Genomic DNA, 13034 nt, shown 5'->3' on the forward strand with positions numbered 1-13034 from the left:
CGCACGACGCTGCAAGGTGAGAGGAGCCTTATTGATGCCGACTTCCGCTACTCCCGCGATCGAACGCATTGCCCGGGTGCTGGCCGGACGCCAGCTGAGCCTGAATGGCGAGGGCGATGATCCCCATGCGGCGGGCGCGGTGGATGCGAGTTGGCAAAACTATCTGGATGATGCCTATGCTATCCTGCACACGCTGCGGGAGCCCGATGAGCAGATGGCGCAGGCGGGTGATGTCGCGGTGTGGCGCAGCATGATTGGCGCTGTGTTGGAGCGGCGAGCCTGACGCCGCGATTGGCGGGGCGGCCTGCCCATGCCATAATGGGCGGATGAGCGGCCCTGCACTGAAGATCAAGATACAGCTTTATTGTGGCGACCAGATCGCCATGGGGCCGGGCAAGGCCGACCTGCTGGACGCGATCGCAAGCGAGGGGTCGATCTCGGCGGCTGGGCGGAAGCTGAAGATGAGCTATCGGCGCTGCTGGATGCTGGTGGATGTGATGAACCGATGCTGGTCTGCGCCGCTGGTGGCGACGTCGAGTGAGGGCGCGGTGCTGACGGAGCTGGGGCTTGGCGTGCTTGCCCAATATCGCGGGTTGCAGAAGGCGGCGGCGAGTGCGGCCGGACGGTCGCATTGGCCCGACCTTGCACGCGAGTTGCGGGGCGAGCCGTTGCCGGTTCAGGCGGACGAGTGAGGAGGATGCGGCGGCACTTGGGCATCGCGTAGGATGCCGGGGGTGGCGTGGTTTCGCGGGTTCTCAACGGGATGTTGCTTAGGGTTTTGCGTTTTGGGGCGTGGCTGGTGGCCGCGCCCTATTTTGGTTCACGCGGAGGCGCGGAGGGGTCAGGCGTCAGCTTTGTCCTTGAGGCGAGGCTTGGGAGCTGGATAGAGGTTAAGTCTGGGGCGCTCGCTTCGCCTTCTGATTGTGCTTCCGTATCGCTGCCGTTCCGCGTGATATATTTTCGCGCGGAGAACGCAGAAGGCGCAGAGGGAGGGTTTGCGGCTTGCCGTTGCTTAAGGACCCGATGCTCTTTTGTAAGGGGGCTTTGCTGCCTCCTTTTGTCGCTTTCACAAAAATTACATGTTGCGACGCACAAGGAAAAGTGATTCCCTGTAGTTGTCGGCAGAACCGGCGCTTAAGCTTACAGTAACCATGTTGGGCGCATGTTCTGCTGATCGACTTGAAGTCGGAGGGCAAGAGCATGGGCACTAATGCAAGACCGGCTGACGGGGCAATCACCCTGGCTGAATTGCGCGAATTCGCCAGTTTCCCGTCTGCCACGCAGCGCTATATCCGCCGGTCGCTGGACATCGGCCTACACCGCCGCGACGCCATGAAGCTATGGTCGCGCGACATGGTGGAGGAAGCGAGCATCCGCGCGCAGGCCCGCATCTACGGGCGGCTGGATGAGATCAAGGCGCGGGTGCCCGATGATAGCGGGCTGGACCAGATGGAGCCGTTCATGGCGCCGCTGGTGACGATTTCGGCTTTCGATTTGGGGCAGGACAGGCTGAGCAGCTTTTCGGCCTACCGGTTTTTGTATGAACGGCTGTTGGGGGCGGGGGCCAGGCCGTGGTTGCCGGGCGCGTTCTGCGCGGCGGCGAGCTTGCCGCATCTGCATCCTGAGAAGCGGCGGGCGCTGTTGCAGTCGATCAGCGAGGCGGCGGCGACGGCGGTGGGGTGGTCTAACCGGGAGCCGACCTTCTATCCGGAGTGGGTGGAGAAGGTGGATATGAGCAAGGCGAATTGAGCTTTTGCTGGCGTTCCTCCGGGGGAGGGGCGATATGATTGAAGCGAGGCGGTGGCGGCCGTGAGGATTGCCGCGCCTTTGAAATGTTATGCTTCGATCGCCGCTTGACCGCAGAGGCGAATGCCATAGCTTTGCACCGGCTTTTTTTGAGGGTCTGCGATGTCCTACGCTCTGTCCGCCCGGATGACCTTCGACAACATGCTCGGCAGCCTCGATCACCTTGTCGAGAAAGCTATCGATTCTGGGATGACGGATGATGTGCTCGCGGCGAGACTGACCGACGACATGTTTCCGCTGGAGATGCAGTTTCGCGTGGCTCTGAACCAAGTACTGCTGGCACTGAATCAAGTCGCCGGGCAGAGCGTCCCACTCGAAGTTGTATCGTATAAATCACTCGCGGAGGTTGCCGAACGCATTGCGGTGGTTCGATCGCTAAACGATCAAGCAGTCCCCGCTGGTTGGGCAGACGCCGACACAGTCGTCGATCTCACATTGCCCAATGGCATCCGCTTCCTTATGTCGTCGGAGGAGGATATTCGCGACTGGATAATGCCGAACTTCTACTTTCACGTAACAATGGCATATGCATTGCTGCGCAACGCGGGATTGGACATCGGCAAGATGGATTTTCTGCCGCATATGGAGCGCCATAAAGCTTTGCCTGCGTAGCAGAAGCGGTTCCTCTGGCGGTTCAGCCGACTTTCGACGGTTTCTGGACCAGTTATCCATTCACGATCGTACCGCCGTTGGGGTGGAGGACCTGGCCGGACATGTAGCTGCCGTCCTCGCACGCCAGAAAGAGGAATGCGGGGGCTACTTCGTTGGGTTGGCCGGGGCGGCCCATGGGGACTGACTCGCCGAAATGTTCGAGCTTTTCCGGGCTCGCGCCGCCCGAGGGGTTGAGCGGGGTCCAGATCGGGCCGGGGGCTACGGCGTTGACGCGGATGCCGTCTTTTACGAGATTTTCCGACAGGCTACGGGTGAAGGCGGTGATGGCGCCTTTCGTGCTGGAATAGTCGAGCAGTTCCGACGAGCCCTGATACATGGTGACGCTGGTGCAGTTGACGATGGCGGCGCCTTTTTGGAGGTACGGGCGTGCTGCTTGCGTCAGGAAGAACATGCCGAAGATGTTGGTCTGGAAAGTGCGGCGCAGCTGTTCTTCGGTGATGTCGGTGATGTCCTGATCGGGATGTTGTTCGCCCGCGTTATTGACCAGGATGTCGAGGCGGCCGAAGCGGTCGATTACCTGTTTGACGGCGTCGTCGCAGAAGGATTTTTCGCCAATGTCTCCGGCGATGGTGAGGGCCTGTTGGCCTTCGGCCTCGACGATCTGGGCAGTCTTCTTCGCGTCGTCATGTTCGCAGAGGTAGAGGATGGCGACGTCGGCGCCTTCGCGGGCGTAGAGGGCGGCGACGGCTCGGCCGATGCCGCTGTCCGCGCCGGTGATGAGAGCGACTTTTCCGGCGAGGCGGCCGGAGCCGGGATAGCGGGGTTCCCATTCGGGCTTGGGTTCGAGCTTGCTTTCGTGGCCGGGCAAGCCGTCTTCGTGGATCATCTCTTCATGATTGTCGGATTGGGTGTCGGACATGGCGCATCTCCTTTCCTCGGCCAACACTTGGGTTGGGGGATGGTTCATGCGCTTGCGGCAGGGCGGGTCGCCTAGCCGCCCGTGCTGCGATTTTCCCAGATGGCGATCGGGGCGTCCGCACCCGGTATTTCCATGCGGACTTCGCGCAGGGTGACAGCGAGGACGCATACGGGCCGCTGTTCGATCCCTAGCGGCTGGGCGCAGTGGACCGGGCCGTTTCCGGGCACCCGTTCAATGCGGCCGATAAGCCTGAGCCTCAGCCCGCGCGAGGGGGTGAAATCTTCAGGGGCGAGGCGCAGTACTTTTTCGAAGGGGCGGCCGTGGCGCCACAGGTCGTTGCCGTCATTCTGGCCGAATTGGGCGAGGGCCAGGCTTTGGTCGGGCGTGGGCGCGGTTCCGTCCGGTTCGGGCGCGGTGGCTTTTGCAGGGGCGGGGCATTCGTCGTTGGTGGACCAGGGCCGCTGCATCCAGAAACCCTCGGCATCATAGCTGTCGCCTTGCGCGGGGAGTCCGAGATCAGCGGCTTTCCACGAAATCGGCCTGACATGGACGCGGAGCACGCCAGCCGCTTCATCATAGCGCCAGCGCATGGGGGCGCCACTGTCCTTATCCGCAGCGCCCGAGCAACCGAAGGGGAGGGAGAGATCGAACCGCTGGCCCACGGCCCCTGCGATGTCGTCCGGCAACGGCTTGCCCGATGACAGGGCGTCGGTGGCGCGGCGGGCGAGGTCGGCTATCTCCGCGCGGCCCCAGAGGCGGGGGGATTGCGGCTGTACCGGGAATGGCGGTGGGATGACCGTGACGGGGGCAGGCGCGGGCGGCGGAGCCTTGGGCGCTGTGCCGCGTCCAAGAAGGAAACCGCCCGCCCCGACCGCGATAAAAGCTGCAAGCCCTGCGGCTATGGCGAGCCGACTGGTCCTGGCACTGGGTTCACGCATAAGCCATTGATAGCAAATCGAGCATCATCCTCCAGAAGATAATCATCTTTTTTCCGCCTTGCTGCGTTGACAGGGGCGGCAGCAGGCACGAGGCAGGGGGCGCATGACGATTGACCAAGTTCTGACGCTGCTGGTGCTGGCCGCCGTCGTCGCGGCGCTGATCTGGGACAAGGTGCGCGCCGATGTCGTCGCGCTGTCCGGGGCGGCGGTGCTGTTGATGACGGGCGTCGTGCGGCCGGTCGATGTGCAGGGCGCCTTTGCAAGTCCTGCGATCATCGCGCTCGCGTCGTTGTTCGTCATTGCCTATGCGCTGGAGCTGTCGGGGCTGCTCGACCGGGCGATCGCGATGGCGGTGGCGATGTGCAGGCGGATGGGCGCGACGGGCATGTGGCTGCTGCTGTCGATGATCGGCGCGGCGTCCTGCTTCCTCAATTCGACGCCGATCGTGGTGCTGGGCGCGCCGGTCGTTCGCGACGTTGCCAATACGTTGGGCCTTTCGCCCAAGCGGTTCCTGATGCCGTTGTCCTATATCACCATCCTGACCGGCTGCTGTACGTTGATCGGCACATCGACCAACCTGCTGGTGGACGACATGGCGAGCGTGGCGGGGCAGCCGCGCTTTGGCATTTTCGAGATTACGCCGGTGGGGTTGCCGATGGCGCTGGCGGGCGGGCTGTACCTGTTCCTGTTCAGCAAGAAGCTGCTCGGCGGCCGTCATGAGGCGGACGAGCGGGAGGGGGAAGCGCAGCCGATCGATACCATGCATGTGTACAGCGCGCAGGTGGGCGACCCGGCGGTCTTCGCCGAGCCCCGGCCGCTGAAGCCCGCCAAGGCGGCGATTGCGCTGGGGGTGTTTGCGGCGGCGGTGGGGCTGGCGGCGATCGACGTCGCGCCGATCGCGGCGAGCGCCTTTGCCGGGGCGGTGGTACTGATCCTGCTGCGGGTGATCAGCGCGGACGAGGCCTATAGCGGGCTGCGGCCGCAGATATTGATCCTGATCGCGGGCATGGTGGTGATCGGCATCGCGATGGAGCAGAGCGGGCTGGCGGCGGATGCTTCGCGGATGCTGATCGGCAGCGTGCATGGGTTGAGCCCGCTGATCGCGCTGGTCGTGTTGTATCTGGTGACGATGGTGCTGACGGAGTTGCTGTCGAATGCGACGGTCGCGGTGCTGGTGACGCCGGTTGCGGTGGCGCTGGCCGATAGTCTGGCGGTTAGTCCCCGGCCATTTCTGGTCGCGGTGATGATGGCGGCGAGCGCGGCCTTTGCGACGCCCTTTGGCTATCAGACCAATGTCATCGTCTATCAGATGGGCGGCTATCGCTACATGGATTTCGTGCGGGTGGGGTTGCCCTTGAACCTGATCACCTGCGTGGTCGCGGTGGCGGCGATCAGTATGTTCTTTCCGTTCTGATCAGGCCGGGCGCGAGCCGCAGGATAAGGAAACCGGCGGTGGCGGAGGCGAGTGAGCCGAGCAGGATGCCGAGCTTTGCCGCATCGCCTGTATCCGGATGGGGCGCGAAGGCGAGGCCGCCGATGAAGAGGCTCATGGTGAAGCCGATGCCGCAGAGGAGCGCCACGCCATAGACCTGCGCCCATGTGGAGTGGGCCGGGCGGCTGGCCCAGCCGAGGCGGGACAGGAGCCAGACGGTGCCGAATATGCCGAGTTGCTTGCCTGCGAAAAGGCCGAGCGCGATGCCGAGCGGTACGGGCTGAGCCAGGTCGGATAGCGCGACCCCGCTTAAGGACACGCCCGCATTGGCGAAACCGAACAGCGGCACGATGGCATAGGCGACCCAAGGGTGGAGGCCATGTTCGAGACGGGACAGCGGCGAATGCTGGTCGTCGGGGGCGGCTGGGGTTTTTCGCAAGGGGATGGTCATCGCCACGGCGACCCCGGCCAGCGTGGCGTGGATGCCGGATTGCAGCACGCAGAACCAGACGAAGACGCCGATGAGTATATAGGGCCACAGGCTGTTGACCCCCGCCCGATTGCAGAGCGCGAGGCAGGCCAGACCTGCGACGGCCAGCGCGAGGGGCAGCAGGTTGAGCTGTCCGCTGTAGAAGAGGGCGATGATGAGAACGGCGATCAGATCGTCGATGATCGCCACCGCCGCGAGGAATATCTTGAGCGATCCCGGTACGCGTGGGCCGAGGAGGGCGAGCACGCCGAGGGCAAAGGCGATGTCGGTTGCGGCGGGGATCGCCCAGCCGCGAAGGCCGGTGGCGTCCCCCCGGTTGATGGCGACATAGATGAGGGCGGGCATGATCACGCCCGCCGCTGCTGCAAGGCCGGGCAGCAGGCGATCAGGCCATCGGGCGAGTTGCCCGTCCAGCACCTCCCGCTTGATTTCGAGGCCCACGATCAGGAAGAACAGCGCCATCAGGCCGTCGTTGATCCAGTGGAGCAGGCTGAGCCCCGCCAGGTCGATGTGGAGGGTGTGGAAATAGTCGGCCGACAGGGCGGAGTTGGCGACGAACATCCCCAGAGCCGCAGCCACGATCAGGATGATACCGCCTGCCGCTTCCGCCGCGAGGAAGGCGCGCATCATTGAGACGGGGCGGGTGATCAGGGGAGAAACGCTCATCCCGCTGTTCTAACGGCCAATTCGGCGCAGGGCCACTGCTTCCGGTCGGTGGATCAGTGCGTTTCCATGCGGAGCCGGTCGGCGAGTTGTTCGATTTCGAAGGGTTCCAGAATCCAGGTGCGGGTCTTGCGCCCCGCCCGGTGAATGGGTTGCGTCAGGAGGACGCGCGCCTGTTCGCGGGCGTGCGGCTTGAAGACCGCGAAATGTTGGGCGCAGTCACGGATCGTGCCGATGACCGGGGCGCGGCCTTCGAGGTCGATCAGGGTAGCGGGCTGATCCCAGGGGATTGCGGATGTCGGATGATCGTTCATTCACTTGCGCCTGTAACGGAAATACCAGACTTCATGGCCGAGGCGGCGGGCCTTTGCCTCATAGCGGGTTTCGGGCCAGCCGCCGGGACGGTTCAGGAAGTCCTTGGGTTCGCTGGCCAGCCAGTCGAAATCGGGGTGACCGTTCATCACCATCATCGCCCAGCGCAGATAGACGGGGTGATCGGTGCCGAAGCGGAACTCGCCGCCGGGCTTCAGCTTGCGGGCGATCATTTCGACCGGGCCGGGGTTCATCATGCGGCGCTTGGCGTGGCGGGCCTTGGGCCAAGGGTCGGGATGGAGGAGGTAGACGAAGCTCAATGCGCCATCGGGGATGCGGGCGAGGACCTGGAGCGCGTCGCCCATATGGAGGCGAATGTTGCCGAGCGCCTGATCGCGGACATGGCCGAGCGCGGTGACCACGCCGTTCAGGAAAGGCTCGCAGCCGATGAAGCCATGGTCGGGCAGCATATCGGCGCGATAGGCGAGATGTTCGCCGCCGCCGAAGCCGATTTCAAAGTGGAGGGGGCGGTCGTATCCGAAGAGGTTGACGGCGGTGATTTCCCCTTCTTCCGGGATGGAGAGGGCCGGGAGCAGCGTATCGACCAGCTCCTGCTGACCGGCGCGGAGCTTGTGGCCCGACTGGCGGCCATAGAGGCGGTTGAGCGTGGTGGGGTCGCCGGATTTGTGCGCGGTCATGGGCGCGCGCTTAGCCGCGTGGCGCAGCGGGAGCAAGCGGGTTGCTGTTGTGCCTCCCGCACCCGTGGTGAGGAGCGGTACGAGTGCGGGAGGCACAGTAGGGTGTGTGGGGCTTCAGCCCATGACGGGCTGCAAATGGCGACTTTCTGCGCTTCCGGTGCTCACGTACTGAAGTACGCTGCGCGCCAGTTCTCGAAATTCACCATTTTCGCCGCGTCCTGAACTGAATCCCCACACACCCTAGGCCACGGCTGGGTCCTGCGGCCGGGCTTTGGGTTGCCGGGAGAAAGAGGAGAAAAGACCGGAAGCCGGTCTTTCAGCTCAATGGCATTTCATGAAGCGGCCCTTGGCGTCCTTGCACGGGCCTTTTTTGGCGACCGGCTTGGGCGGGCATTTGATGAATTTGCCTTTCGCGTCCTTGCAGGGGGCGGCGAGCGCGGGGGTGGCGCTGGCGCCCAGGAGCGCGAGGCAGGCAAGAGCGGAGGTCAAAAACCGGGTCATCGCCTGTTCTCCTTGGGAGGAGGGGTTGCCGGACCCGACAGGGGGCCAAGTCCGGCAAGGCATGTATGTGCCGGGATTGGGCGGAAACCTAGTGAACTTTTCGTCATGTTGCGCCCATGAAAAAGCGGCGCGTAAGGCCTTTGCCCGCGCGCCGCTCTTTCATCTGTGGCGGGGTAAAGCGCTTAGAGCGCGGCCTTCAGCTTTTCGACCAGATCGGTGCGTTCCCAAGGGAAGAAGTCGCCTTCCGCCTTGCGGCCGAAGTGGCCGTAGGCGGCCGTCGGGCGATAGATGGGCTTGTTGAGGCCGAGATGGGTGCGGATGCCGCGCGGGGTGAGGCCGCCCAGTTCCTTGATCGACTTGATCGCTTCCTCGATCTTTGCATCATCGACGCTGCCGGTGCCGTGGGTGTCGACATAGAGCGACAGCGGTTCCGACACGCCGATGGCGTAAGCGAGCTGGATCGTACAGCGGCGGGCGAGGCCAGCGGCGACGATGTTCTTGGCGAGATAGCGGGTGATGTAGGCCGCCGAGCGATCGACCTTGGTCGGGTCCTTGCCCGAGAAGGCGCCGCCGCCATGGGGCGATGCGCCGCCATAGGTGTCGACGATGATCTTGCGGCCGGTGAGGCCCGCGTCGCCGTCAGGGCCGCCGATTTCGAAGCTGCCGGTGGGATTGATGTGATAGACGGTCTCGTCGGAGAGCAGATCGCCGGGAAGGACTTCGGCGATGACGCCCTTCACATATTCCTTCAGTTCCGCTTCGTTGGCGCCTTCGTCATAGCCCTTGGCATGCTGGGTCGAGACGACGATGGCGGTCGCGGCGGCGGGCTTGCCATTTTCGAAGCGCAGCGTGACCTGGCTCTTGGCGTCTGGCTCAAGGAAGGGTGCGCGGCCGGAGTGGCGGTCATGCGCCATCTTTGCCAGGATCTTGTGGCTGTAGTCCAGCGTCGCGGGCATAAGGTCGGGCGTTTCGTCGCAGGCGAAGCCGAACATGATGCCCTGGTCGCCAGCGCCTTCGTCCTTGTTACCGGCGGCGTCGACGCCCTGCGCGATGTGGGCGGATTGGGCGTGGAGGTTGTTTTCGAAGCGGAAGCTTTCCCAGTGGAAGCCGTCCTGTTCGTAGCCGATGCGCTTTACGGTTTCGCGGACGGCACGTTCGATCTCTTCCTGTGCGCCCGGAGCCCACTGGTCATTTTCATAGATGCCCTTGCAGCGGATTTCGCCAGCCAGCACCACGAGTTGCGTCGTGGTCAGCGTTTCGCAGGCGATGCGGGCTTCCGGGTCCTTCGACAGGAACAGATCGACGATGGCGTCGGAAATCTGGTCCGCGACCTTGTCGGGATGGCCTTCGGACACGGATTCCGAGGTGAAGAGATAGTTGCTGCGCATGGGACTCCCGTAAGCCAAGCTGGCGTGAAAGCGACATAAAGAAAAGTTTATGTGCCCCTATTAGCCCTTCACCCTACGGATGGCAATGGCCAGTCCGGCCAGCAGAGCCATGAACAGGAGGGATGCCCAATTACCCAAATGGGCAAAGAGCGTGGGCGGCAGCGCGGGGGGCAGCGCGCCGTCGAGATAGCCGGCGCGGTGGAGGCCGAGGGCGCGCAGAACGTGGCCGCGCGCATCGATCACCGCTGACACGCCGGTGGGGGTGGAGCGGATGATGGGGATGCCTTCCTCGATCGCGCGCAGGCGGGCTTGTGCGAGATGCTGGACCGGCCCCCAGCTGCCGAACCAGGCGTCGTTGGAGGGGTTGAAGAGGAAGGCGGGGCGGTTCTTCGCGTCGATCACATGGCCGGAGAAGATGATTTCGTAGCAGATCTGGACGCCCATCTTGAGCTCCGGGCGACCGAGGGTGGCGGGGAGGGTGAGGCTTTGCGGGCCGGGGCCGGGCCAGAAGTCAGCGTCTCCGGGGACGAGGCGGGAGAGGCCGATCGGCTGGAGGAGGGCGCGCATGGGGAGATATTCGCCATAGGGGACGAGATGCGCTTTGTCATAGCGACCGAGTAGTTGCGCCTGAGGGGAGACGATGAAGAGGCTGTTGTTCGCTCCGGCGAGGGCGTCGGTGGTGACGCCTTCTTTCTGAACCTGCTTGAAATAGACTTTGGTTGCGCCGGTCATCAGCAGGTCGCCGGGGCCAAGCAGCGCGGCGAGGCGCGCGCGCCATTGCGGTTCCATGTCGAGATAGGCGGGGATGGCGGCTTCGGGCCAGAAGATGAGGCGCGGGGCGGGGCGGGGTGTGCCGGAGAGGGTGGCGAGGGTGCGGAAGTGGGCTTCTTCCAGTGCTGGCGAGTATTTTTCGTCCTGGCCTATGTTGGGTTGGACGACACGGATGCGTGGGGCGCCTGCGGGGGTTTGCGGGGCAGGTGTGAGGAGGCCCCAGAGGGCTAGGGCGGCGAGGGGTGCGGCGATGGCGGCAGCGGGGCGGAACTGACGCTTGATCGCGAGGAGGATGGCTCCGGCGGCGAGGATGGTGAGGCCGCCTACGCCATAGGTGCCGATCAGGGTGGCGGCTATGGGGATGCCGGTGGGGAGCAGGGTGACGCCGAGGGGGTTCCAGGCGAAGCCGGTGAAGGCGGTCGCGCGGAGATATTCTGAGGCTATCCAGCAGGCGGCGAAGAGGAGGATGAAGGGGGTGCTACTGCCCACCCCGCTGCTAGGCGGCAGAGCCGCCAAGTCTCGCTGCCCCTCCCGCCTGCGGGAGGGGAAGGTTGTGGAGAGCCACCATGTGCCGAGCGTTGCCAGGCCGGGATAGACGGCGAGATAGAGGGATAGCAGGACTACCGCGCCGTAGCCGAACCAGTGCGGCATGGCGTCCTGGAAGGTGAAGGCGTGGGCGATCCAGTTGAGGCCCAGGGTGAAATGGCCGAGGCCGAACAGCCAGCCGCGCGTGAAGGCCGCGCGGCGGGTGGGGGCGGTTTCGATGAGCCAGAGGAGCAGCGCGAAGCAGGCGAGGGTGACGGGCCATAGCTTGAGCGGCTCAAATCCGGTGGCGGCGATAAAACCGGCGAGCAGGGCCGTGAGCTTTGGGAAGCGGGCGAGCAGTTGCATCATTGGGGCAGATCAGCGGATCGAGGCCATGGTGGCGTGGCTGCACTTGTCGTTCTTGTGCCCGCCGCCCGACAGCATCGATGCCGCGATGAAGCCGCCGACCACGAGGACAAGGAAAGCGGCGGAAAGGAGGCCCAGATATTTCTCGATGAACGCCTTTATCGGGCGGCCGAATTTCCAGAAGAGGAAGCCGACCAGCATGAACTGGAAGGCGCGGGACAGGATGCTGGCCCAGAGGAAGGTGAAGAGCGAGAGGCCGATGAAGCCTGCGGTGATGGTGATGAGTTTGAAGGGGATGGGCGTTGCGCCCTTCACCAATATGATTTCCGCGCCATAATCCCGCAGATAGCAGGCCGCGACGGGGAATTTGGCGGCGAGGCCGAGGGCGTCGAGAATCTGTTGTCCGACGGCCTCATAGAGGAAATGGCCGATCGCATAGCCGAGCATGCCGCCCAATACCGAGGCGATGGTGCAGATGATGCCGAAGCGGATCGCCCGTTCCGGCCGGGCAAGGCACATCAGGCCAAGCAGCGGGTGCGGGGGGATTGGGAAGAAGCTGCTCTCCATGAAGGAGATGACGAAGAGCCAGCGTTCGGCATGGGCGTGGGCGGCTTTGGCCAGCGTCCATTGATAAAGCTTGGTGAGCATCGGGGGCGGGCCTAGCGGAGATTACCGGGGACGGCCAGCGCTTTCATCCCATTACGGAGTTGCAACATCGTGAAGGCGTTGACGCGGTGAGAACGGCTCGGCATCACCCCTCTTCTCCGCATCAGCAGCCCGGCCGGTTTTTTGTGACGATTTCCAACCCATCATGGTCGAAAGTGCGCGAGCGTGGTGGGGGATTGATCTTTGCGCTGGGGCTGAACGCGCTGCTGGTGCTGGCCTTGCTGACATTGGCGCCGGGTCTTGATCCCCAGAAGGTTGATCCGCGCAATCCGGTGACGTTCGAAATGGCCGCTGCGCCTGAACCTCAAGCCGAGAAAAGCCCCGAGCGGGCTGAAAAGAAAGAAAAAGCGGCGGCGCCGGAGAAGAAGGAAAAGGAACCCGACAAGCCGCGCAAGCCGGTCGAGAAACCCGTCGTGACGCCGGTCGAAAAGCCGATCGTGACTTTGCCGCCGACCAAGCAGCCGTTCCTGCAACTGGACAGCGCGCAGATGGCGACGGCGGACATCGGCAAGATGCCCAAGACGGATGACAGCCAGAGCGCGGGCACGGCCGGGCAAGGGAATAGCCGCATGGCGGCGGGGCCAGGCGAAGGGCCAGGCGGCGTCCAGCTGTTCGAGGCGGAATGGTATCGGCGGCCAACGCCTGCGGAACTGGGCGGCTATATGCCCGCCAATGCGCCCGCCGGTGGATGGGGGCTGGTGGCGTGCAAGACGGTGGAGAATTTCCGGGTCGAAAATTGTCAGGCGCTGGGGGAATCGCCGCAGGGGTCGGGCTTTGCGCGGGCCGTTCGGCTGGCGGCATGGCAGTTCCTGGTGCGCCCGCCGCGCGTCAATGGGAAGGCGATGGTCGGACGCTGGGTGCGGATCAGGATCGACTATAGCCGTGCGCCTGCCGACAGCGGCGGGGCGGGCATGTGAATTTAGGTTGCATTTCGATACCTATATGAG

At 64.1% G+C, this 13034-nt stretch carries 15 protein-coding genes; 6 read left to right on the forward strand and 9 right to left on the reverse strand.

Annotation, left to right across the window (positions count from 1 at the left end; translation table 11 throughout):
- Positions 1-34: 34 nt before the first annotated feature.
- The 4 genes from ACZ51H_RS01740 (at position 35) to ACZ51H_RS01755 (ending at position 2418) form a co-directional block, all read left to right on the forward strand.
- A complete protein-coding gene (locus ACZ51H_RS01740) occupies positions 35-283 on the forward strand; it encodes a hypothetical protein (RefSeq protein WP_196225513.1) in 249 nt (82 codons plus the stop codon).
- Between the two features lie 43 nt (positions 284-326).
- Positions 327-692, forward strand: coding sequence for a winged helix-turn-helix domain-containing protein (locus ACZ51H_RS01745; protein WP_464802254.1), 366 nt, complete (start codon positions 327-329; stop codon positions 690-692).
- A gap of 508 nt (positions 693-1200) precedes the next feature.
- Positions 1201-1749, forward strand: a complete 549-nt coding sequence (locus tag ACZ51H_RS01750) for a hypothetical protein (RefSeq protein WP_449471430.1) — start codon at positions 1201-1203, stop codon at positions 1747-1749.
- Positions 1750-1908: 159 nt separating this feature from the next.
- Complete coding sequence (locus ACZ51H_RS01755; RefSeq protein ID WP_464802255.1) at positions 1909-2418, forward strand: DUF1993 family protein; 510 nt, start codon at positions 1909-1911, stop codon at positions 2416-2418.
- Between the two features lie 52 nt (positions 2419-2470).
- Here ACZ51H_RS01755 and ACZ51H_RS01760 read toward each other — a convergent pair whose 3' ends face one another.
- Positions 2471-3337 carry an SDR family oxidoreductase gene (locus ACZ51H_RS01760; RefSeq protein ID WP_460987619.1) on the reverse strand — a complete coding sequence of 289 codons (867 nt, stop codon included), beginning with the start codon at positions 3335-3337 and terminating at the stop codon, positions 2471-2473.
- 71 nt (positions 3338-3408) lie between these two features.
- Positions 3409-4275: a hypothetical protein gene (locus ACZ51H_RS01765; protein WP_464802256.1), complete on the reverse strand. Its 867-nt coding sequence runs from the start codon at positions 4273-4275 to the stop codon at positions 3409-3411.
- A 103-nt stretch (positions 4276-4378) separates the two neighbouring features.
- Here ACZ51H_RS01765 and ACZ51H_RS01770 point away from each other — a divergent pair, with 103 nt between their 5' ends.
- Positions 4379-5689: an SLC13 family permease gene (locus tag ACZ51H_RS01770; protein WP_464802257.1), complete on the forward strand. Its 1311-nt coding sequence runs from the start codon at positions 4379-4381 to the stop codon at positions 5687-5689.
- On the opposite strand, the gene nhaA is transcribed toward ACZ51H_RS01770, so the two are convergent.
- The 7 genes from nhaA to ACZ51H_RS01805 form a co-directional block, all read right to left on the reverse strand.
- On the reverse strand, positions 5667-6863 hold the full coding sequence (gene nhaA / locus ACZ51H_RS01775; protein WP_464802258.1) for a Na+/H+ antiporter NhaA: 1197 nt from the start codon (positions 6861-6863) through the stop codon (positions 5667-5669). The genes ACZ51H_RS01770 and nhaA overlap by 23 nt on opposite strands.
- Before the next feature lie 53 nt (positions 6864-6916).
- Positions 6917-7174, reverse strand: coding sequence for a hypothetical protein (locus ACZ51H_RS01780; protein ID WP_449471437.1), 258 nt, complete (start codon positions 7172-7174; stop codon positions 6917-6919).
- The gene (gene trmB / locus ACZ51H_RS01785) at positions 7175-7870 is read right to left on the reverse strand and encodes a tRNA (guanine(46)-N(7))-methyltransferase TrmB (RefSeq protein ID WP_464802259.1); all 696 of its coding nucleotides are present in this window, start codon (positions 7868-7870) and stop codon (positions 7175-7177) included. It abuts the gene before it with no gap.
- Between the two features lie 321 nt (positions 7871-8191).
- Positions 8192-8371 (reverse strand): hypothetical protein, encoded by a 180-nt coding sequence (locus ACZ51H_RS01790; RefSeq protein ID WP_449471440.1) that lies wholly within the window; start codon positions 8369-8371, stop codon positions 8192-8194.
- A 182-nt stretch (positions 8372-8553) separates the two neighbouring features.
- Positions 8554-9759: a methionine adenosyltransferase gene (gene metK, locus ACZ51H_RS01795; protein WP_464802260.1), complete on the reverse strand. Its 1206-nt coding sequence runs from the start codon at positions 9757-9759 to the stop codon at positions 8554-8556.
- 60 nt (positions 9760-9819) lie between these two features.
- Positions 9820-11424, reverse strand: coding sequence for an apolipoprotein N-acyltransferase (gene lnt / locus ACZ51H_RS01800; protein WP_464802261.1), 1605 nt, complete (start codon positions 11422-11424; stop codon positions 9820-9822).
- A 9-nt stretch (positions 11425-11433) separates the two neighbouring features.
- Positions 11434-12069, reverse strand: coding sequence for a YqaA family protein (locus ACZ51H_RS01805; protein WP_464802262.1), 636 nt, complete (start codon positions 12067-12069; stop codon positions 11434-11436).
- A gap of 143 nt (positions 12070-12212) precedes the next feature.
- On the opposite strand from ACZ51H_RS01805, the gene ACZ51H_RS01810 reads away from it, so the two are divergent.
- Positions 12213-13004: a hypothetical protein gene (locus ACZ51H_RS01810; RefSeq protein WP_464802263.1), complete on the forward strand. Its 792-nt coding sequence runs from the start codon at positions 12213-12215 to the stop codon at positions 13002-13004.
- Positions 13005-13034 lie beyond the last annotated feature (30 nt).

Source organism: Sphingobium sp. TomMM15 (assembly GCF_055397045.1).

Coding starts and splice junctions, on each gene's coding strand:
- ACZ51H_RS01805 (WP_464802262.1), bottom strand. CDS start 12,069: ATGCTCACCAAGCTTTATCAATGGACGCTGGCCAAAGCCGCCCACGCC.
- ACZ51H_RS01755 (WP_464802255.1), top strand. CDS start 1,909: ATGTCCTACGCTCTGTCCGCCCGGATGACCTTCGACAACATGCTCGGC.
- lnt (WP_464802261.1), bottom strand. CDS start 11,424: ATGATGCAACTGCTCGCCCGCTTCCCAAAGCTCACGGCCCTGCTCGCC.
- nhaA (WP_464802258.1), bottom strand. CDS start 6,863: ATGAGCGTTTCTCCCCTGATCACCCGCCCCGTCTCAATGATGCGCGCC.
- trmB (WP_464802259.1), bottom strand. CDS start 7,870: ATGACCGCGCACAAATCCGGCGACCCCACCACGCTCAACCGCCTCTAT.
- ACZ51H_RS01780 (WP_449471437.1), bottom strand. CDS start 7,174: ATGAACGATCATCCGACATCCGCAATCCCCTGGGATCAGCCCGCTACC.
- ACZ51H_RS01750 (WP_449471430.1), top strand. CDS start 1,201: ATGGGCACTAATGCAAGACCGGCTGACGGGGCAATCACCCTGGCTGAA.
- ACZ51H_RS01745 (WP_464802254.1), top strand. CDS start 327: ATGAGCGGCCCTGCACTGAAGATCAAGATACAGCTTTATTGTGGCGAC.
- ACZ51H_RS01740 (WP_196225513.1), top strand. CDS start 35: ATGCCGACTTCCGCTACTCCCGCGATCGAACGCATTGCCCGGGTGCTG.
- metK (WP_464802260.1), bottom strand. CDS start 9,759: ATGCGCAGCAACTATCTCTTCACCTCGGAATCCGTGTCCGAAGGCCAT.
- ACZ51H_RS01760 (WP_460987619.1), bottom strand. CDS start 3,337: ATGTCCGACACCCAATCCGACAATCATGAAGAGATGATCCACGAAGAC.
- ACZ51H_RS01790 (WP_449471440.1), bottom strand. CDS start 8,371: ATGACCCGGTTTTTGACCTCCGCTCTTGCCTGCCTCGCGCTCCTGGGC.
- ACZ51H_RS01765 (WP_464802256.1), bottom strand. CDS start 4,275: ATGCGTGAACCCAGTGCCAGGACCAGTCGGCTCGCCATAGCCGCAGGG.
- ACZ51H_RS01770 (WP_464802257.1), top strand. CDS start 4,379: ATGACGATTGACCAAGTTCTGACGCTGCTGGTGCTGGCCGCCGTCGTC.